This window comes from Williamsia muralis NBRC 105860, from assembly GCF_001598915.1.
GTDB lineage: Bacteria > Actinomycetota > Actinomycetes > Mycobacteriales > Mycobacteriaceae > Williamsia > Williamsia muralis.
The window spans coordinates 116,778-136,178 of the sequence record NZ_BDAP01000003.1; the positions used below are offsets into that span (position 1 = coordinate 116,778).

Annotated in this window: 21 protein-coding genes; 16 read left to right on the forward strand and 5 right to left on the reverse strand. The window is 65.4% G+C overall.

The window, feature by feature from the left end:
* Positions 1 to 3 precede the first annotated feature (3 nt).
* Positions 4 to 843: an SDR family NAD(P)-dependent oxidoreductase gene (locus WIMU1_RS12590; protein WP_062797770.1), complete on the reverse strand. Its 840-nt coding sequence runs from the start codon at positions 841 to 843 to the stop codon at positions 4 to 6.
* An 86-nt stretch (positions 844 to 929) separates the two neighbouring features.
* Here WIMU1_RS12590 and WIMU1_RS12595 point away from each other — a divergent pair, with 86 nt between their 5' ends.
* Both WIMU1_RS12595 and WIMU1_RS12600 read left to right on the forward strand, forming a co-directional pair.
* Positions 930 to 1,778, forward strand: coding sequence for a siderophore-interacting protein (locus WIMU1_RS12595; RefSeq protein ID WP_062797771.1), 849 nt, complete (start codon positions 930 to 932; stop codon positions 1,776 to 1,778).
* 86 nt (positions 1,779 to 1,864) lie between these two features.
* Positions 1,865 to 2,791, forward strand: a complete 927-nt coding sequence (locus WIMU1_RS12600) for a tyrosine recombinase XerC (RefSeq protein WP_243404330.1) — start codon at positions 1,865 to 1,867, stop codon at positions 2,789 to 2,791.
* A gap of 12 nt (positions 2,792 to 2,803) precedes the next feature.
* Here WIMU1_RS12600 and WIMU1_RS12605 read toward each other — a convergent pair whose 3' ends face one another.
* Positions 2,804 to 3,358 carry a M23 family metallopeptidase gene (locus WIMU1_RS12605; RefSeq protein WP_062797775.1) on the reverse strand — a complete coding sequence of 185 codons (555 nt, stop codon included), beginning with the start codon at positions 3,356 to 3,358 and terminating at the stop codon, positions 2,804 to 2,806.
* A gap of 341 nt (positions 3,359 to 3,699) precedes the next feature.
* On the opposite strand from WIMU1_RS12605, the gene rpsB reads away from it, so the two are divergent.
* The 5 genes from rpsB (at position 3,700) to WIMU1_RS12630 (ending at position 7,851) form a co-directional block, all read left to right on the forward strand.
* Positions 3,700 to 4,539 (forward strand): 30S ribosomal protein S2, encoded by an 840-nt coding sequence (rpsB, locus tag WIMU1_RS12610; protein ID WP_030163598.1) that lies wholly within the window; start codon positions 3,700 to 3,702, stop codon positions 4,537 to 4,539.
* Between the two features lie 54 nt (positions 4,540 to 4,593).
* Positions 4,594 to 5,418: a translation elongation factor Ts gene (tsf, locus tag WIMU1_RS12615; protein WP_023963953.1), complete on the forward strand. Its 825-nt coding sequence runs from the start codon at positions 4,594 to 4,596 to the stop codon at positions 5,416 to 5,418.
* A 133-nt stretch (positions 5,419 to 5,551) separates the two neighbouring features.
* Positions 5,552 to 6,298, forward strand: a complete 747-nt coding sequence (gene pyrH, locus WIMU1_RS12620; protein ID WP_371850296.1) for a UMP kinase — start codon at positions 5,552 to 5,554, stop codon at positions 6,296 to 6,298.
* Between the two features lie 76 nt (positions 6,299 to 6,374).
* A complete protein-coding gene (gene frr / locus WIMU1_RS12625) occupies positions 6,375 to 6,932 on the forward strand; it encodes a ribosome recycling factor (protein ID WP_023963949.1) in 558 nt (185 codons plus the stop codon).
* Between the two features lie 7 nt (positions 6,933 to 6,939).
* On the forward strand, positions 6,940 to 7,851 hold the full coding sequence (locus WIMU1_RS12630) for a phosphatidate cytidylyltransferase (RefSeq protein ID WP_062797779.1): 912 nt from the start codon (positions 6,940 to 6,942) through the stop codon (positions 7,849 to 7,851).
* A gap of 45 nt (positions 7,852 to 7,896) precedes the next feature.
* On the opposite strand, the gene WIMU1_RS12635 is transcribed toward WIMU1_RS12630, so the two are convergent.
* Positions 7,897 to 8,292 (reverse strand): LapA family protein, encoded by a 396-nt coding sequence (locus WIMU1_RS12635; protein ID WP_223249449.1) that lies wholly within the window; start codon positions 8,290 to 8,292, stop codon positions 7,897 to 7,899.
* A gap of 108 nt (positions 8,293 to 8,400) precedes the next feature.
* Between WIMU1_RS12635 and rlmN the strand changes: the two genes are divergently transcribed.
* The gene (rlmN, locus tag WIMU1_RS12640; protein WP_062797782.1) at positions 8,401 to 9,510 is read left to right on the forward strand and encodes a dual-specificity RNA methyltransferase RlmN; all 1,110 of its coding nucleotides are present in this window, start codon (positions 8,401 to 8,403) and stop codon (positions 9,508 to 9,510) included.
* Between the two features lie 150 nt (positions 9,511 to 9,660).
* Positions 9,661 to 10,713 (forward strand): class I SAM-dependent methyltransferase, encoded by a 1,053-nt coding sequence (locus tag WIMU1_RS12645; RefSeq protein ID WP_245969043.1) that lies wholly within the window; start codon positions 9,661 to 9,663, stop codon positions 10,711 to 10,713.
* Positions 10,714 to 10,752: 39 nt separating this feature from the next.
* Here the strand turns inward: WIMU1_RS12645 and WIMU1_RS26685 are convergent, their stop codons facing one another.
* On the reverse strand, positions 10,753 to 11,220 hold the full coding sequence (locus WIMU1_RS26685; RefSeq protein ID WP_245969041.1) for an ankyrin repeat domain-containing protein: 468 nt from the start codon (positions 11,218 to 11,220) through the stop codon (positions 10,753 to 10,755).
* Between WIMU1_RS26685 and WIMU1_RS26690 the strand changes: the two genes are divergently transcribed.
* Complete coding sequence (locus WIMU1_RS26690) at positions 11,207 to 11,467, forward strand: hypothetical protein (RefSeq protein ID WP_245969039.1); 261 nt, start codon at positions 11,207 to 11,209, stop codon at positions 11,465 to 11,467. The genes WIMU1_RS26685 and WIMU1_RS26690 overlap by 14 nt on opposite strands.
* Here WIMU1_RS26690 and WIMU1_RS12655 read toward each other — a convergent pair.
* Positions 11,457 to 11,711: a DUF2631 domain-containing protein gene (locus tag WIMU1_RS12655; RefSeq protein ID WP_023963937.1), complete on the reverse strand. Its 255-nt coding sequence runs from the start codon at positions 11,709 to 11,711 to the stop codon at positions 11,457 to 11,459. The genes WIMU1_RS26690 and WIMU1_RS12655 overlap by 11 nt on opposite strands.
* 140 nt (positions 11,712 to 11,851) lie before the next feature.
* Here WIMU1_RS12655 and puuE point away from each other — a divergent pair, with 140 nt between their 5' ends.
* The 6 genes from puuE (at position 11,852) to WIMU1_RS12685 (ending at position 19,320) form a co-directional block, all read left to right on the forward strand.
* Complete coding sequence (gene puuE, locus WIMU1_RS12660) at positions 11,852 to 12,832, forward strand: allantoinase PuuE (protein ID WP_062797786.1); 981 nt, start codon at positions 11,852 to 11,854, stop codon at positions 12,830 to 12,832.
* Positions 12,833 to 12,891: 59 nt separating this feature from the next.
* The gene (dxr, locus tag WIMU1_RS12665; RefSeq protein ID WP_062797787.1) at positions 12,892 to 14,058 is read left to right on the forward strand and encodes a 1-deoxy-D-xylulose-5-phosphate reductoisomerase; all 1,167 of its coding nucleotides are present in this window, start codon (positions 12,892 to 12,894) and stop codon (positions 14,056 to 14,058) included.
* Between the two features lie 29 nt (positions 14,059 to 14,087).
* A complete protein-coding gene (locus WIMU1_RS12670; RefSeq protein ID WP_062797789.1) occupies positions 14,088 to 15,299 on the forward strand; it encodes a M50 family metallopeptidase in 1,212 nt (403 codons plus the stop codon).
* 38 nt (positions 15,300 to 15,337) lie between these two features.
* Complete coding sequence (gene ispG, locus WIMU1_RS12675; protein WP_023963929.1) at positions 15,338 to 16,513, forward strand: flavodoxin-dependent (E)-4-hydroxy-3-methylbut-2-enyl-diphosphate synthase; 1,176 nt, start codon at positions 15,338 to 15,340, stop codon at positions 16,511 to 16,513.
* Positions 16,514 to 16,584: 71 nt separating this feature from the next.
* Positions 16,585 to 17,421, forward strand: coding sequence for a GNAT family N-acetyltransferase (locus tag WIMU1_RS12680; RefSeq protein ID WP_023963927.1), 837 nt, complete (start codon positions 16,585 to 16,587; stop codon positions 17,419 to 17,421).
* Positions 17,422 to 17,505: 84 nt separating this feature from the next.
* A complete protein-coding gene (locus tag WIMU1_RS12685; RefSeq protein WP_062797791.1) occupies positions 17,506 to 19,320 on the forward strand; it encodes a penicillin-binding transpeptidase domain-containing protein in 1,815 nt (604 codons plus the stop codon).
* The last annotated feature ends 81 nt before the right edge of the window (positions 19,321 to 19,401 follow it).

Genomic DNA, 19,401 nt, shown 5'->3' on the forward strand with positions numbered 1-19,401 from the left:
ACCTCAGGGCCGCCGGGGAACGCCGATGACGGTTCGTAGGAGCAGATCGGCGACCGCGGTCGGTAGAGCCCCCACCATTGTCGCCTGAACCTTGTTCGCAGCGCCGACCACATAACGGGCCCGCGGCCGCCGCGCCGTCAAGGCGGATTCGATGGTGGCGGCAACAGCGTCTGCAGGAACCGCCACCTTCTGCGAGAGGGGAATCGACTTGCGGTATCCGGCAATGTGTTTGGCGTAGAGAGCACGGTGTTCGCGCGACATGTCACTCACCAGGTCTTCGAGAGTGGATTCGGCGTCGCGCCAGATGTCGGTGTCGGTCTGGCCTGGTTCGATCAGCACGACGGGGATCTTCCACGGCCGCACTTCCATTCGCAGCGCGTCGGCCATACCCTCGAGAGCGAACTTCGACGCGTTGTAGGCACCCGTCATCGGGGTGGCGATCCGGCCGCTGACCGACGACACGAACAGCACTCGTCCACGGGAGGCCCGGAGCCGGGGCAGCAACGCGCGGGTGACGGCATGCTGGCCGATGACGTTGACATCGAGTTGGTGTCGGAGCTGTTCGGGTGAGACGGCTTCCACCGGACCGCCGACGACGATGCCGGCATTGTTGACAACCGCGTCCAGCTCGGCAGGCAACACGCGGTCCAGGTCTGCCACGTGGTCGGCGTCGGTGATGTCGAGGACGACGGGTGTGATCAGTCCGGGTGCCAATGCGCGTAATTCGGCGCCGGCGGCGTCGTCACGCACTCCCGCGAATACGTTCCAGCCCGCATTCGCGAGGCGCTGCGTGGTCGCGCGTCCGATACCGCGGGAGGCGCCGGTGATCAATATGGTGGGCATGGCAGCGACGGTATATCGGATCGGCCAACTTAGGGTCACCTACCTTTCCGGTACCGTTGGTTCGAATGCGATGAGAGGACCAACGCGTGGCCAAGAAGCTCAACACCATGACGGTGCAACGGACCGAACAGCTCACCCCCCACATGGTGAGGGTGTATCTCGGCGGTCCCGGGTTCGACGAGTTCACACCTGTGGACGACACCGACATGTACGTCAAGATCCTGTTCCCGCCCGAGGGCGTCCGGTATCCCGAACCGTTCGACCTCGAGCGGATCCGGGAGGAGTTCGAGCCAGGTCAACAACCGGTCCTGCGGACGTACACGGTGCGAAGGGTCGACACGGTGGCCCGCGAAGTGGCGATCGATTTCGTGGTGCACGGCACCGAAGGGCTCGCGGGGGCATGGGCGGCATCCACACAGCCAGGCGATGTGGTGCGGTTCTTGGGCCCTGGCAGTGGATACCGCCCCAGAACCGACGTCGACTGGCATCTGCTCGCTTCTGATGAAGCAGGATTGCCGGCGCTTGCCGCAGCCCTGGAATCGATGCCCGATGGCGCGGTCGTGAAGGCCTTCATCGAGGTCGCCGGGCCGGACGATCACGTCGACATCGCAGCCCCCGACACCGCGGAGATCACCTGGTTGCACCGGGGTGGTTCGTCGGATGAGGTGGGGGACGACAAAGCCGGCGCCAACGCTCCCATCGTCGCGGCCGTCAAACAGGCAGAGTGGCTGCCGGGCACGGTTCAGGTCTTCATCCACGGCGAAGCAGAGGCGGTCATGCACAATCTGCGCGCCTATGTCAGGAAAGAGCGCGGCGTCCCGGCATCGCACGCTTCCATCTCGGGGTACTGGCGTCGTGGACGGACAGAAGAGGGTTTCCGGCAATGGAAAGCCGAACTCAAAAAGAAGGAAGAGGCCGCCGGCAGCGCAGTCTGACCCGTTGATGCCCGCGCACGGGTGCGATCGGGACACAAAAGCTGCACGGTCGGGTGTGGCGTCTTGCAGTAGAGGTCCGAGATCGCTTGGCTGAGTCGGTGAGTGCCGCGATCATCGACGAGTACGAGAGCTATCTGCGCCTCGAATGCGGGCACAGCGACCACACCGTGCGCGCCTACCTCGGTGACATCCGGTCGCTGATCAGTTTCGCGGGTGCCCGCGGCATCGCTCCGACGGCAATCGATCTGGGCCTGCTGCGTGCCTGGCTCGCGGCACACAGCAAGGCGGGGGCAGCCCGCACCACCATCGCGCGCCAGGCTTCGTCGGCAAAACGCTTCACGGCCTGGGCAACCCGCGAAGGCATCCTTGCCGCAGATCCGGGCACCCGACTCCAGGCCCCCCGGGCTCATCGCACCCTTCCGGGGGTGTTGAGCGCGGAGCAGGCGGAAGCGGCCATGCAACCGGCGCGCGCCGAAGATCCGCAGAACCCGTCCGACCCGGCTGACCCCATCGGCCAGCGGAACCGACTGATCGTCGAATTGTTGTACGCCACAGGCATTCGGGTGGGGGAGCTGTGCGGCCTGGATATCGGGGACGTCGACACGGGACGCAACGTCGTCAGGGTCATCGGTAAGGGCAACAAGGAACGGACGGTGCCGTTCGGCGCCCCCGCAGCCGCCGCGTTGGACACGTGGCTGAGATCAGGGCGGCCGGCGCTGGCGAAACCCAAGGCGGGCAACGCATTGCTCGTCGGGGCCAAGGGCGGACGACTTGATCAGCGGATGGCCCGCACGGTGGTCCACCAGATACTGCGGAGTCTGCCCGACACCCCTGACCTCGGCCCTCACGGATTGCGCCACAGTGCGGCAACCCATCTCCTCGAAGGAGGCGCCGACCTTCGCGTGGTGCAGGAACTGCTGGGCCACGCGAGTCTTGCGACAACGCAGCTGTACACGCACGTCAGTGTCGAACGTCTTCGTAAGGTCCACGATCAGGCGCACCCCAGGGCTTGAGGGCCGCCCGCCTCACGCGTCGCCTGTCTCGAGGGGCTTCAGGCGCACCCGCACAACGCCGAGCAAGGCCAGCGGATCGAGGTATGTTGCCGACGCTCCGGCTCTGCGACGGGCGCCCCAATGCAGGCACGGGCGAGCGCAGCCCTCATGGCCGGGCTCGAGCACACCGATCGGCGAGCCGCGGGCCACCGGCATACCGGCGCGCACCGAGGACTTCACCGGTTCGTACGTGGTCAACAAACCGTCCGGGTGCCGGATCGACACCACCGGCTTTCCCGCGACGGGACCCGCGAAATGCACCACCCCGTCGCCTGCCGAATAGACGGTGGCGCCTGCCGCCGCGGCAAGGTCGACACCGCGGTGACCGGGCAGCCAGCGCTGCGTGGGCGGCTCGAAGGTGCGTAGCACTTGTGGGGTCGGAATCAGCGGCCAGGTGAACCCGCGCGACGGAGCCGAGGCGGGTGCGGCGCGTGCTGTCGGCTGCGACTGCAGCGCGAGCAGTGGTACGGCGGCCATGATCACGCCCAACAGCGCTGCCGCGCGGCACAGTGCCCACCAGAAAGCCATGGATCCGAGCCTGCTGGATGTGTCAGCCGATCGCGCGATGACCTGCGAAGATGTGCATGAAGGATCTTTCTGTCCACAACGCTCGCCGAGGCCTTGACATCGGGCCCGCTTGGGTACGGGAAGCGATTTCGTGTCGGGCCCTCACGCGCGTAGACTCATGTGGCGCTCTCGCTGCGGCGGGAGTGACTTCGCGCGTCTGCAGTCGGCCAGCGTCATGCCGGCCGAGACAGCGTGTGGGCAGTCCTCGTCGGTGATCGTTCTTCACCGGGGGTTCCACACGTGCCAGGCGCCAGGGCCGACGACCAACCGGGCGCCGGCATGAACTGCAATGAAAGTGAATTATGGCTGTCGTAACCATGAAGCAGCTGCTGGACAGCGGCGCTCATTTCGGGCATCAGACCCGTCGTTGGAATCCGAAGATGAAGCGATTCATCTTCACCGATCGCAACGGCATCTACATCATCGACCTGCAGCAGACGCTGACGTACATCGACAAGGCGTACGAGTTCGTCAAGGAGACGGTTGCCCACGGTGGCACCATCCTCTTCGTCGGAACCAAGAAGCAGGCTCAGGAATCCATCGCCTCCGAATCGCTGCGCGTGGGCATGCCCTACGTGAACCAGCGCTGGCTCGGCGGCATGCTCACCAACTTCTCCACCGTGCACAAGCGCCTCCAGCGCCTCAAGGAACTCGAGGCCATGGAGCAGACCGGCGGTTTCGAAGGTCGCACCAAGAAGGAAATCCTCATGCTCACGCGTGAGATGACCAAGCTGGATCGCACCCTCGGTGGTATCCGGGACATGTCGAAGGTCCCTTCGGCCATCTGGGTTGTCGACACCAACAAGGAGCACCTCGCGGTCTCCGAGGCTCGCAAGCTGAACATCCCGGTGATCGCCATCCTCGACACGAACTGCGATCCGGACCTCGTCGACTACCCGATCCCGGGTAACGACGACGCCATCCGCAGCGCCGCACTCCTCACCCGCGTCGTCGCTTCGGCGGTCGCCGAGGGCTTGCAGGCTCGCGCCGGTCAGAGTGCCGATGCCGACGCCAAGCCCGAAGGTGGCGCCACCGAGCCGCTGGCCGAATGGGAGCAGGAACTGCTCACCCAGGCGACCACACCGGCCGCAGGCACCGAGGAAGCTGCCCCGGCGCAGGCCGAAACCCCCGCGCAGGCCTGATCCCTCCGGCTTTCGCATCACCCCCGACACAATCGACAGGAGGCTCGCCCACCCATGGCGAATTACACCGCCGCTGACGTCAAGCGGCTCCGTGACCTCACCGGCGCGGGCATGCTCGACTGCAAGAACGCGCTGGCCAACAACGACGGCGATTTCGACAAGGCCGTCGAAGAACTGCGGATCAAGGGCGCCAAGGACGTCGGCAAGCGTGCCGAGCGGTCCACCGCCGAAGGTCTGATCGCCGCCAAAGACGGTGCGATGATCGAGATCAACTCCGAGACGGACTTCGTGGCCAAGAACGACGAGTTCCAGGCGCTGGCCGCTCAGGTTCTCGACGCTGCTGTCGCCGCCAAGACGTCCGACGTGGAGGCCCTCAAGGCCACCAGCGTCGGCGACAAGACGGTCGACGAGCTGATCCAGGAGCTCTCCGCCAAGATCGGCGAGAAGCTGGTCTTGAACCGGGTCTCGTACCACGAGGGCAATGTGGCGTCCTACCTGCACAAGCGGGCTTCGGATCTCCCGCCTGCCGTCGGCGTCCTGGTGGAGTACACCGGCGACACCCCCGAGGCTGCGGAAGCTGCTCGTGGAGCAGCCATGCAGGTTGCTGCGTTGCGCGCCAAGTACGCCTCGCGCGACGAGGTGCCCGAGGACGTGGTCGCTTCCGAGCGTCGCATCGCCGAGCAGACCGCTCGCGAGGAGGGCAAGCCCGAACAGGCACTGCCCAAGATCGTCGAAGGCCGGCTCAACGGATTCTTCAAGGACGTCGTGCTGGTCGACCAGCCGTCGGTCCAGGAATCCAAGAAGACGGTCAAGGCCGTCCTCGACGAGGCAGGGGCGCAGGTTGTGTCCTTCACTCGTTTCGAGGTCGGACAGGCCTGAGTTTTCATGAGAGAACCCCGTGCGAATCAATCGATTCGCCGGGGTTCTTTTGTGCTCGTTTAGGATTGGGCCGGACCCGGGACGCATCCCGGACCCGCCGGCACCAGTAGCCCGCCGCGCCCACAATCGCTCCATGGAGGAACGCCACATGACCGACGACGCCACAGCTCAACGCGCCGGGTTCAAACGGGTTGTCCTGAAGCTGGGCGGCGAGATGTTCGGCGGCGGCAAGGTCGGTCTCGACCCCGACGTCGTCTCCACCGTCGCCGACCAGATCGCCGAGGTGGTTAACACCGGTGTACAGGTGGCCGTGGTGATCGGCGGCGGAAACTTCTTCCGTGGCGCCGAACTTCAGCAGCGGGGTCTCGAGCGCGCCCGGTCCGACTACATGGGCATGCTCGGCACCGTCATGAATTGCCTTGCGCTACAGGACTTCCTGGAGAAGCGCGGCGTCGTCACCCGAGTGCAGACAGCCATCACGATGGGGCAGGTCGCCGAACCGTACATTCCGCTGCGTGCCCAGCGGCACCTGGAGAAGGGCCGTGTCGTCATCTTCGGGGCAGGCATGGGAATGCCGTACTTCTCCACGGACACCACCGCTGCCCAACGCGCCCTCGAGATCAAGGCCGAGGTGGTTCTCATGGCCAAGGGCGTCGACGGCGTGTACTCTGCCGATCCCAGGATCGACCCGGACGCCACCCTGTACCGCGAGATCACCCACCGTGAGGTGCTCGAACAGGGCCTCAAGGTCGCCGACGCCACCGCATTCAGTCTCTGTATGGACAACCAGATGCCCATCCTGGTCTTCAACCTGCTCGAGCAGGGCAACATCGCCCGTGCGGTCGCAGGTGAGAAGATCGGAACACTGGTCAGCACCTGACCCGCGACTCGGCCCGCCCGTCGTTGCGGAGACGGGCCGGCCGCGGCACCACCACCACACGACAACGGAGGACACCATGATCGACGACGCGCTGCTCGACGCCGAGGAAAAAATGGAGAAGGCCGTCATTGTGGCCCGCGACGACATGGGTTCGGTCCGAACCGGCCGGGCGAACCCGGCGATGTTCAACCGCGTCACCATCGACTACTACGGTGCGCCCACCCCGATCACGCAGGTGTCGTCCATCAACACCCCGGAGCCGCGCATGGTGGTGATCAAGCCATACGAGCAGTCGTCTCTGGGTCTGATCGAAACAGCGATCCGCAACTCCGACCTCGGTGTCAACCCGACCAACGACGGCAACATCATTCGGGTCGCGATTCCCCAGCTGACCGAAGAACGACGTCGTGAACTCGTCAAACAGGTCAAATCCAAGGGTGAGGACGCCAAGGTGTCCATCCGTAACGTGCGTCGCAAAGCGGTCGATGAACTCAAACGCATCCAAAAAGACGGCGAAGCCGGTGAGGATGAGGTGACCCGGGCCGAAAAGGATCTGGACAAGACCACCTCGACGTACGTCGCGCAGGTCGACGAATTGGTCAAACACAAGGAAAGCGAACTGCTCGAGGTCTAGTCATCCGATGACGACTTCACGCAGTTCCAGGGGAGCAGGGCAGACGGTGACCGACACAGATCGGCCGCAGGACACACCAGGACCGCAGCCCAAGGGCTCCAGCTCGCGGGCCGGCCGGAACCTCCCGGCGGCCATCGGGGTCGGGGGCGCTCTCGGTGTGTCGCTGATCCTGATCCTCACCTTCGTCCCCGAGGTCTGGTTCCCGGTCGTGGCGGTGGCCATCGCGGTCGCCAGCTGGGAGGTCACCAAACGATTCCGAGATGCCGGTATCAAGGTCGCGCTGATCCCGATCCTCGTGGGCGGACAGGCGATCATCTGGGTGAGCTGGCCCTGGGGGATCACCGGATCAGTGGTGGCCTTCGCCGCGACGGTCCTGGTCTCGATGATCTGGAAACTGCTCTCGCAGGGATTGCAGGCGGCGCCTCAGAACTACCTCCAGGACCTCGCCGGCACCACGTTGGTGCTCGCCTGGCTGCCGTTGATGGGCGCCTTCGGCGCCTCGATGGTGCTCGAAGAGCACGGTGCGGCGAGAGTCTTCACGCTGATGATCGTCGTCGCCTGTTCCGATATCGGCGGGTACATCGCGGGAGTCACCTTCGGGCGGCACGCCATGGTTCCCGCGATCAGCCCGAAGAAGTCGTGGGAGGGCATGGCCGGATCCATGCTTTTCGGCATCGTCGGCGCCGTACTCACCGTCACCTACCTCGTCGACTCCCACTGGTGGATCGGACTGATCCTCGGGCCGGTGCTGGTCGTGTGCGCCACACTCGGCGATCTCGTGGAGTCACAGGTCAAGCGTGATCTCGGTATCAAGGACATGGGCACGCTGCTGCCAGGACACGGCGGGATCATGGACCGACTCGACTCGGTGCTGCCGTCGGCCTTCGTGGTGTGGGCCGTGCTGGGCGCGCTGCTCTGATCGCTCACCCGCCGCGGACTCAACCGTGGTCGGTGAAAACCGGGTTCAGGGCCGGGCCTTCTTCACCGCCCGGCGAACCTGCAACATCCGAAGACTCCCGATGATCGCGGTGATGACTGCGCCGAGGATCGCCGCGACGAGCAGGCTCACGCCGAGCGGCAGGTTCACACTCCAGAAGAAGAGATCGACCTGCTGCTTGTCGAGGTTCTGCAATATGAAGATCAGCAGCACGAGGGTCACCAGGACACCGATGATGAGCCCGACCCAGGCTGCGCGGGTACGGGTGTGCTTCACGTCGTCGAGCGCTTTGCGCCGCTCTTCCTCGCGGTGGTCGGCGGCGGGGACATCGCTGCCGGTGTAGTCCGGGGGAGGCGCGCTGCCGGTGGTGGCCGGGTCGTACGCGGGTTCCTGCGGGTAACCCTCGGGCTGTTGGTAAGTCATGTGTTCCATGGTGCGTCAGCGCGCACCGAACGACAATGACGGTGATCGAATTGGCATCATCACCGGGCCGAATTGGCTTCTGTGGCCCCAGTCCGTCACCCTTGTGTTATGACAAGTCCGCTGCCGCTGGTGTTCGACGCGCCCAAACGGGGCAAGCCGCCGCAGCATCTGGCCGACCTCGACGCGGCCGGCCGGGTCGCCGCAGTGACAAAACTGGGCTTACCCAAGTTCCGGGCCGACCAGTTGGCCCGCCAGTACTACGCCCGTCTCAACGCCGACCCGGCCGAGATGACGGACCTGCCTGCAGCGATGCGTGAATCCGTCGGTCAGGCTCTGTTCCCGCAGCTGATGACGGTGGTTCGCCACATTGCCTGTGACGACAACACCACGCGCAAGACCCTGTGGCGACTTCATGACGGCACGCTTCTCGAGTCGGTGTTGATGCGGTATTCCGATCGCACCACTCTGTGCATCTCGAGTCAGGCCGGCTGTGGCATGGCCTGCCCGTTCTGCGCGACGGGTCAGGGCGGCCTCGACCGCAATCTCTCCACCGCAGAGATCGTCGACCAGGTGCGCGCCGCCGCCCGGTCCATGCGTGACGGGGAGCTCGGCGACCCCGGGCGTCTCTCCAACGTCGTCTTCATGGGAATGGGCGAACCGCTCGCGAACTACAAGCGGGTCATCGACGCCGTCCGGCGCATCACGTCACCGGCTCCCGAAGGCCTCGGGATCTCGCAGCGATCGGTCACGGTGTCGACCGTGGGTCTGGCGCCCGCCATCCGGCGGATGGCCGACGAAGGACTGACCGTGACCCTCGCGGTGTCACTGCACACCCCCGACGACGAACTGCGCGACACCCTGGTTCCGGTGAACAACCGGTGGTCGGTGCGCGAGGTACTCGACGCGGCCCGCTACTACGCGGACTCCACCGGTCGTCGGGTCTCGATCGAATACGCCCTCATCCGCGACATCAACGACCAGCCGTGGCGTGCCGACCTGCTCGGGGAGAAGTTGCGCAAGGCACTCGGACCCCTGGTGCACGTGAATCTGATCCCCCTCAACCCGACGCCGGGCTCGAAGTGGGACGCGAGCCCCAAGCCCGTTGAGCGCGAGTTCGTGAGACGCGTGATCGCGCAGGGTGTTTCGTGTACGGTTCGCGACACCCGAGGCCAGGAGATCGCCGCGGCCTGCGGGCAACTCGCTGCCGAAGAGCGCTGAGGCACCTTCACCTGGCACGGCCCTCGACCGGCGCCACGCACCATGTGTGCGGCGTTCGCAGGACAAGTGGCCCGCCGTGGATCGATCAGATGCTGTACTCGTCACACACGCCCGAACAGATGAGACGAGACCATGACTTCCCAGGCGCCCATGACCACGGATCAATTCGCCGACCACGTGTTCGGTGCTCTACTCGGCGCCCAGCAGGTCCAGGCGCTGTATCTGGGTGACCGGCTCGGCTGGTACGAACTGCTCGCGAAGGAAGGCCCGCTGACTCCGGCCGAATTGGCACAGCGATCCGGGTCAGCGGAACGGTACGCCCGGGAGTGGCTCGAGCATCAGGCGGTCTCGGGCTACGTTGTCGCCGACATCGGGCCCGAGGTCACCCGATTCGCGCTGCCCGCAGAGTATTCCGAGGTTCTGGTGAACGGCGACAGCCTGTCGTACCTCGCCCCGCTGGCACGGTTGTCGGTCGCCACGGGGAGTCAGATGTCGGAACTGCTGCAGGCCTATCGCAGCGGCGGCGGTGTGTCGTGGCAGCAACTCGGCGCCGATGCCCGCGAGGCGCAGTCGTACGCCAACCGGCCGATGTACATGGGGCAGTTGACTTCTGAGTTCCTGCCGCAAATCCCTGATCTGCATGCGTTGTTGACCGCGGGCGCGCGTATCGCCGACCTGGGATGCGGTGAGGGATGGTCGTCGATCGCCCTCGCTGTGGGATATCCGAACGTCTCAGTCGACGGCTACGACATCGACACGGACTCCGTGGCCGCCGCGCAGCGGAACGCTGTCGAGTACGGCGTGTCGGACCGCGTCACGGTGACCGTGGCCGATGCACAGTCAGAACTGGATTTCGACAGCCACGATGCGGTCTTCGCCTTCGAGTGCGTGCACGACCTCTCGGATCCGGTGTCGTTCCTCGCGACGATGCGACGAATAGCGAAACCTGGCGCACCGATCATCGTGATGGATGAACGAACGGCCGATTCCTTCACCCCTGATGCCGGGCCGGTGGAACAACTGCTGTACGGATTCTCGATCGGTTGCTGCCTGCCCGACAGCATGTCCGGCGGGGACAGCGCGGCCACCGGAACTGTCATGCGGACGTCCACGCTTGACGCCTACGCCCGGTCGGCAGGACTGGACGGGGCCTCCGTGCTCGACATCGAGCATGACATCTTCCGGTTCTACCGGCTCCAATGACGACAATCGGGTGATGCCGCGGGGCCACGCCGGTCGCGCTCAACCACCCAGGAGCCGCACGATGTCGGTCTGACCGAGGTTGCGTGCATTGTTGAGGGCAGTTCGTCCCTGCGCGTCCCGGATATCGGGGTTCGCACCCGCCGCGAGCAGGCGCGCCACGATGTCCTGGTACGGCGCCGAATCATCCCCGTAGACAACGGCTTCGAGAAGTGCAGTCCAGCCGGAGTAATTGATGTGGTCCAGCGGAACCCCGGCATCGATCAGCAACTGCACGGTGGTCGGGTGCCCCTTCTCCGCTGCCGGAATCAGGGCGGTGCCCCCGAATCGGTTGAGCGACCGCACATCTGCGCCGTGGTCGAGGGTGAGGACGAGTATCTCGTCGAGGCCTTCGGCGCCCGCGTAGAGATACGCGGAGTCGTCGAGATCATCCTTGGCATTGACATCGGCGCCGGCGAGGATCAGCCGTCGTGCGGTCTCGACATCATTAGCCTTGGTGGCTGCGACCAAGGGCGTGCGTCCGTCGGCGTCCCTGACCTCGAGTGCGGGATCAGGGCTGGGTGTCGACGCCGGCGGTGCCGGCGGGGGCGTTGTGGAGATGGCCGATGGACGGGTGGTCGACGGCTCGGTGCTGTCGGCGCGAGGCGACTCGGACGTGGCGGTGCACGCAGCGCACAAAAGGATCAGGCATCCCGCTGTGGCGGACAGTGCCCGTCGCAGGCGGGAGGGCGAGGACGCGACTGCGCCTACTTCTTGATCGCCCATTTTCTGCGGCTGAGGATCTCGCCGCGGATCAGGATGAAGGCGAGGAGCAAGGCGAAGCCGAGCAGGAAGAGGTCTTCGACGTGACCTTCGTGATTTCCGATCATCATGACCAGCAGTGCCACGATCGACACCCATCCGGCGATCTTGAAAGTCTTGAGACCTTCGCCGTGCCAGCCGAATCGGGCCGACGGCGCATCCGCGGGCTCGCGCTTGTACTCGACCTCAGTGCTGGCCACGGCTACTCCTGATGGTTGGGACCGACGATTCTTCCGCGTCAGCATATCGTGGGCGGTCGGGCCTCGGCCGACGTGGGGTTGGTCGGGTCGTGCCCTTTCCGGCGCCGTCTCCGCTGCGCCTTCGGTGACCCGGTGCCAGAATGAACGCCGTGCCGCCGGAAAATCTTGTAAGCGCCGACTATCCGCGTGATCTGGTCGGATACGGCCGCACCCCACCGCATCCGCAATGGCCAGGTGAGGCCAACATCGCCGTGCAATTCGTCCTCAATTATGAGGAGGGTTCGGAGAACAACGTCCTCGAGGGCGACCGTGGGAGTGAGACGTTCCTGTCGGAAATGGCTGGCGCGGAATCATTTCCCAACCGGCACATGAGCATGGAGTCGTTGTACGAGTACGGTTCGCGGGCCGGCCTGTGGCGACTACTCCGCGTCTTCGACCGCCACGAACTGCCCCTGACCATCTTCGCCGTCGCACAAGCCATGGCGCGCAATCCCGAGGCCGTCGCTGCTTTTCTCGAACGGGGCGACGAGATCGCTTCGCACGGCTTGCGCTGGCTCAGCTATCAATTGGTCGACCCCGACATCGAGCGTGCCCACATGGCCGAAGCCGTCGAGATCCTCACGGAACTGACCGGGACCGCGCCGCTCGGCTGGTACACCGGCCGGGATTCGCCCAACACCCGTCGGCTGGTCGTCGAGCACGGCGGCTTCCTGTACGACTCCGACAGTTATGCCGATGACCTGCCGTACTGGGACAAGGTGACCGTCCCGGGTCGGGGCCCCGGTACCCCAGACCGCACCGTTGATCACCTTGTTGTCCCGTACACCCTCGACACCAATGACATGAAGTTCTCTTCACCCGCCGGCTTCCCCTCGGGCGACCAGTTCTTCGCCCACCTGCGCGATGCTTTCGACGTTCTCTACGCCGAAGGTGAGGCGGGGGCCCCGAAGATGTTGTCGATCGGGTTGCACTGCCGGTTGGCGGGCCGCCCCGCTCGTACGGCAGCCCTGGAGCGTTTTCTCGACCACGTGCAGTCGCACGACAAGGTGTGGATCGCTCGGCGGGTCGACATCGCTCGCCACTGGGCCGAGCGACATCCGGCGCCGGTGACCGGCGGGTGACAGGTCGCCGTGAGTCGACGTGGTCGCGCCGGTAGTACGGGATCGATCACACTGGGTGGGTGACCACACGCGTTCTCATCCTCGGTAGCACCGGATCGATCGGTACCCAGGCGCTGGAGGTGATCTCAGCCAACCGTGACCGATTCGCGGTGGCCGGCCTCGGCGCCGGTGGCGGCAACGTCGACCTGCTCGCGAAGCAGATCAGCCAGTGGCAGCTCCCCGGCTCGGCGGTCGCCGTCGCCGATCCCGATGCTGCCGCACGCGTCGAGTCCGTCACCGGGACGACCGGCGTCCAGTCAGGGCCGGATGCCATGAGCGACCTGGTCGAGGCGACCGGCGCAGACGTGGTGCTCAACGCCGTGGTCGGATCACTCGGACTCAGACCGACGCTGACGGCGCTGCGATCCGGTGCCCGGTTGGCGCTGGCCAACAAGGAGTCGCTCGTCGCCGGGGGAGCGTTGGTGCTGGCCGCGGCCGGGCCGGATCAGATCGTGCCCGTCGACAGCGAACACTCCGCCATCGCGCAATGCCTACGGGCCGGGACAGCGGCCGAGGTCGACCGGCTGGTGCTCACCGCGTCCGGCGGGCCGTTCTTCGGCTGGGACGCCGCAGCACTGGAGGACGTCACCCCAGAGCAGGCCGGTAAACATCCGACCTGGTCGATGGGGCCGATGATCACCCTCAACTCGGCGACCCTGGTGAACAAGGCGCTGGAGGTGATCGAGGCCCATCTGCTGTTCGGGGTTCCATACGAACGCATAGACGTGACAGTTCACCGCCAGTCGATCGTGCATTCCATGGTCACGTTCATCGACGGCGCCACGGTCGCCAAGGCGTCTCCTCCGTCGATGAAGCTGCCGATCGCCCTCGCCCTGGGCTGGCCGGACCGCATCGCGGGGGCGTCGACGCCGTGCGACTTCTCGTCCGCGGCGACGTGGACCTTCGAACCGGTCGACAACGCGGTGTTCCCGGCAATCGATCTCGCCCGTCACGCCGGAACGCGTGGGGGATCGCTGACGGCGGTGTTCAACGCCGCCAATGAAGCAGCTGCCGACGGGTTCTTCGCAGGTGCCATCACCTTCCCCCGGATAGTCGGGATCATCGAGGAAGTGCTTGCAGCTGCGGATCAGTGGACCGAGGACCCAGGTACGGTGGATGACGTCCTGGCGGCCGACGCCTGGGCGCGTGAACGCGCTCGTCTGCTCGTCGCCGGTGTGCACCGTTAGCAGGTTCTCAGAAGGGTAAGAAGCGGCCGATGATGTTTGCTCTGGGCGTGGTGCTCTTTGCACTCGGGTTGCTGGCGTCGATCGCCTGGCACGAGTGCGGTCACATGTGGGCTGCACAGCGCACCGGAATGTATGTGCGGCGCTATTTCGTCGGTTTCGGCCCGACCCTCTGGTCGACGCGACGGGGCGAGACCGAATACGGGATCAAGGCGATTCCCCTCGGCGGCTTCTGCGACATCGCGGGCATGACCACCCACGACGAACTCGCACCCAAGGACGAACCCCGTGCGATGTACCGCCAGAAGTCGTGGAAACGGGTTGTGGTGCTGCTCGCGGGTCCGGTGCAGAACCTGATCCTGGGGTTCGTGCTGATCGTGATCATGGGGCTCGCCTGGGGGTTGCCCAATCTCTCCGGATCGATTCCCGCGAAGGTGGGAGCAATCTCATGCGTCGGGCCCACCATCACTAACGGCGACATGGCGCCGTGTACCGGTGATGGTCCCGCCGCGGAGGCGGGCCTGCAGCCGGGTGACACAGTCATCTCAGCCAACGGCCAGCGAATCAGCGATACAGCGGAGCTGAGCAAGGTTTTGCGCGCGGGCACCGCTCCGGTAGCCCTGACCGTCGAGCGCGAGGGAGAGCAGCTCGACCTGACTGTGATACCGCAGCAGGTCACCTCCACCGCGGTTGACGATAATGGCGTCACGACTACCGAGACGGTCGGCATGGTCGGCATCGCCTACGATCTCGACGCCGGAACCGAACATCCCTCGGCGTTGGGCGCAATCCCGGCGGCAGCGGGGTTCACCGGCGACCTGATGGTGGAGACCTGGCATTCTTTGTTGTCTTTGCCCTCGAAAATTGGGGCGTTGTGGACGTCGGTGACCGGGGGTGAGCGCGCCGCCGATACACCGGTCAGCGTTTATGGCGCATCGGTGATCGGTGGCGGGGCCGCGGAAGCGGGCGTTTGGTCCTTCTTCATATTCCTGTTGGCCAGCATCAATTTCTTCCTGGCACTCTTCAATTTGGTTCCGCTACTACCCTTGGATGGTGGACACATCGCCATCGTCGTTTACGAGAAGGTGCGCGATTGGATGCGACGGCTACGTGGTCTCGGCGCCGGCGCGCCTGTCGACTACCTGAAATTGATGCCGGCGACGTACGTGGTCCTCGCGATCATGGGCGGATACATGGCACTGACGCTGACCGCTGACATCATCAATCCGATCAAGGTGTTCTAGACCATCCGAAAACAGTTACAGATCAGGAAGTGACCCCGATGAGTGCAGATGCAACCGCGATCGGTCTGGGAATGCCCGCCGCACCGCCGCCGGTTCTCGCACCGCGCCGCAAGACGCGGCAGCTACAGGTGGGCACGGTGCCCGTCGGCAGCGACCATCCCGTGTCGGTGCAGTCGATGACCACCACCAAGACCCACGACATCAACGCGACTCTGCAGCAGATCGCCGAACTGACCGCATCGGGGTGTGACATCGTCCGGGTGGCGTGCCCGCGTCCCGAAGATGCCGAGGCGCTGCCGGCCATTGCAAGGAAGTCGCAGATCCCGGTGATCGCCGACATCCACTTCCAGCCCAAGTACATCTTCGCCGCGATCGACGCCGGGTGTGCTGCCGTCCGGGTCAACCCAGGCAACATCAAGGAGTTCGACGGCCGGGTCAAGGAGGTCGCGAAGGCTGCCGGTGATGCCGGGATCCCGATCCGTATCGGCGTCAACGCCGGATCACTCGACCCGCGCCTGCTCCAGAAGTACGGCAAGGCGACGCCGGAGGCGCTGGTGGAATCAGCGCTGTGGGAGGCGAGTCTCTTCGAAGAGCACGGCTTCGGCGACATCAAGATATCGGTCAAGCACAACGACCCGGTGATCATGGTGGAGGCCTACCGCCAGCTGGCCGCTGCCTGCGACTACCCCCTCCATCTCGGTGTCACCGAGGCCGGACCGGCTTTCCAGGGCACGATCAAGTCGGCCGTGGCGTTCGGCGCCCTGCTCGCCGAAGGGATCGGCGACACGATCCGGGTGTCGCTGTCGGCGCCGCCGGTCGAGGAGATCAAGGTCGGCAACCAGATCCTGCAATCGCTCAACCTGCGTCCTCGTAAGCTCGAGATCGTCTCCTGCCCGTCCTGTGGACGTGCGCAGGTCGACGTGTACAAGCTCGCCGACGAGGTGAGTGCCGGACTCGAAGGTATGGAGATCCCACTGCGGGTGGCCGTCATGGGCTGCGTGGTGAACGGCCCGGGCGAAGCACGCGAGGCCGATCTCGGTGTCGCTTCCGGAAACGGTCGCGGCCAGATCTTCGTCAAGGGTGAGGTCATCAAGACCGTTCCCGAAGCCCAGATCGTGGAAACGCTCATCGAAGAAGCAATGCGAATCGCCGAAGCGGCAGGCGAATCCGGTGACGCGGCAGGGGCAGGCGCACCGATTGTCACGGTGAGCTGACTTCGCACCGAGCGGGCTGGCAGAATGGCGACGTACGCTCTCGTACGCCCGTTACTAACCTGGGAGCCGCGGTGCTGAAGCTGTTGGGTGACCGTCCGCTCGGCGAGCGGGACTTCGACGCGGTCAGCCAGGCTCTCGCGCTCGATCCGGTGTCGTCGTGCATGGTCGCGGCTCGGGTGGAAGATCACGGCATCAATCCGCGAGCGCTGGGCGGGGAGCTGTGGAGCAACGGGCAGCCGGTCGACTCGCTGTGTTTCTCCGGGGCCAATCTTGTTCCGCTGCTCGGTACGGCTGACGATGTGCGCACCTTCGCCGAGCGGGCCATCCGCAATCCGCGGGCCTGTTCGTCAATTGTCGGGCCGGCCGAGCTCGTGATGCCCTTCTGGGAACACACCCGTGAACACTGGGGTCCCGCCCGCGAAATCCGTTGCAGCCAGCCCTTGTTGGCTCTGGGTACCGAACCTGCCATCCGTGCGGACCCCTTCGTGCGACGGGTGCGACTGGACGAGATCGACGCATACCTACCTGCCGCGGTCGAGATGTTCGTGGGGGAGGTGGGCATCGACCCCTGCGCTGGAGACGGTGGACGGTCCTACCGCCGCCGTATCGCAGGCCTGATCAACGCAGGTCGTGCATACGCGAAGTTCGAACGCGGCGAAGTCGTCTTCAAGGCCGAGGTCGGTGCGATGTCGCGTCGGGTCGGACAGATCCAAGGTGTGTGGGTTGCCCCGCATCGTCGCGGCACTGGCCTGGGTTCTGCGGGTACCGCGGCCGTTGTCGAAGCCATCGTGGCCGCCGGCCGTACCGCCAGCTTGTACGTCAACTCATTCAACACGCCTGCGCGCGAGGCATATCGGAGAGTCGGCATGCACGAGGTGGGTACGTTCGCGACCGTGTTGGTGGACTGACCGACCGCAATCGGGTGGGATCGCTCCTGTCTCGCCTGCGTGGCAACCGGCTTGCAGTGCCGCGCGCAAATACGATGACCGGTGATGATCCGATCAATTCACCTGTGGCCCGTTCGACTCCTCGGGATCTCCCTCGTGGTGGTCATCGGGGTCGCGTCGGCAGGTTGTGCCGGTGATGACAACGGGCCGGGCGCTGCAGCGCAACGATTTCTGAATGCTTTCGCCGATCAAGACGGCAGCCGCGCCGGAGCCCTGACCGACGATCCCGTGTCGGCGACGTCTGCGATCGACGCGACCTGGAAGGGCTTGGCCGCCACCGAGATGTCGGCCGACACAGGGCAGGTGAAGGTCACCGGGGACACGGCCACGGTCGCAACCGACTACACGTGGGAACTGCCGGGCGGGCGCACCTGGGAGTACCGGGCGACCGTGCAGATGTCCCGCAGTGACGCTGGCTGGCAGGTTCGCTGGGTGCCGTCGAACGTTCATCCGAAACTCGGTGGGAACCAGACGATGCAGCTGCGGACGCTCGAGGCCCAGCGTGCAGCGGTCCGCGAGAGCGACGGCACCAATGTGCTGGTACCGGGCACTGTGTACGACGTCAGGTTCGATGCCGCGGTGGCCGCCGATTCCGGCGCGGTCGTGTCCACCGCGACGGCACTGGCGACTGTTTTAGGTCGGTTTGCTCCGATGTCCGCGCAGGCCATCGCCGAGCAGGCAACCGGGCTGGGCGGCGAGTACTCGGTGATCACGCTCGGTCAGCGTGACTTCGATCAGGTCCGTGACCAGCTCGCGGGTCTGCCCGGGGTGTCGACGGTCGACCAGGCAGATCTCGTCCCCTCTGATCCGAAGTTCGCCCCGGCGCTGCTCACCCAGGTGAAGAAAGAAGTGTCCAAGGATCTCGAGGGCAAGGCCGGCTGGCGCGTCGTGTCGGTCAACCCGAACGGACTCGATGCCGATGTGCTGGCCGAGACCGACCCTGCCCCGGCTCCGTCGGTCCAGATCAGTTTGTCCCGCGAAGTGCAGGAAGCGGCGCAGCGCGCGGTGGACCAACGCACAGATTTCCAGGTGGCCATGGTCGCCATCCAGCCGTCCACCGGTCGCATTCTTGCGATCGCGCAGAACGAGCTGGCCGACCGGGACGGCCAGATCGCGACCATCGGCCTCTATCCGCCCGGTTCGACCTTCAAGGTGGTCACCTCCGCAGCTGCGATCAGCACCGGGCTGGCCCAGCCATCGACCATGGTCGGGTGCCCCAGTGAGGTCACCATCGGCGAACGCAGCGTCCCGAACTACAACGGTTTCGGACTCGGCACTGTCCCGATGCAAACCGCTTTTGCCCGGTCGTGCAACACCACCTTCGCCAAACTGGCGAGCGAGATGGGTCCCTCTGATCTGACGCGGACCGCCGCATCTCTCGGTATCGGTCCCGAGTATCACGTGGTCGGCCTGCCGACGGAGAGCGGGTCGGTCCCGATCGCACCCGAACTGGTGCAGCGCACGGAAGACGGGTTCGGCCAGGGCAAGGTGCTGACCAGCCCGTTCGGCCTGGCGATGGTGGCGGCCACGGTGGCACGCGGTTCGACACCGATCCCGTCGCTGATCGTCGGCCGAGACACCACCATCTCAGGGCCTCACCCTGACATGGACCCGGCCGTGGTCACGAAGTTGCGCCCCATGATGCGCGAGGTGATCTCGTCCGGCACCGCGTTGCGCATGCAGGATCTCGGTGAGGTGTTCGGCAAGACCGGTGAAGCCGAGGTCGCTGCGGGTTCGCACGCCTGGTTCGCCGGCTACCGCGGTGACCTGGCCTGGGCGACGTTGGTGGTGCTCGGTGGGAGCTCGGACAACGCGGTGGCCGTCACGCACGAGTTCTTGGCGGCACTGCAGCCACGGTGACCGGCTCAAGCTGTTCGGGGCGGTAGTGAGCTTTGTAAAAGACATCCTGCCAATATTTTTTGTCGATTCCGGCACGGGGTG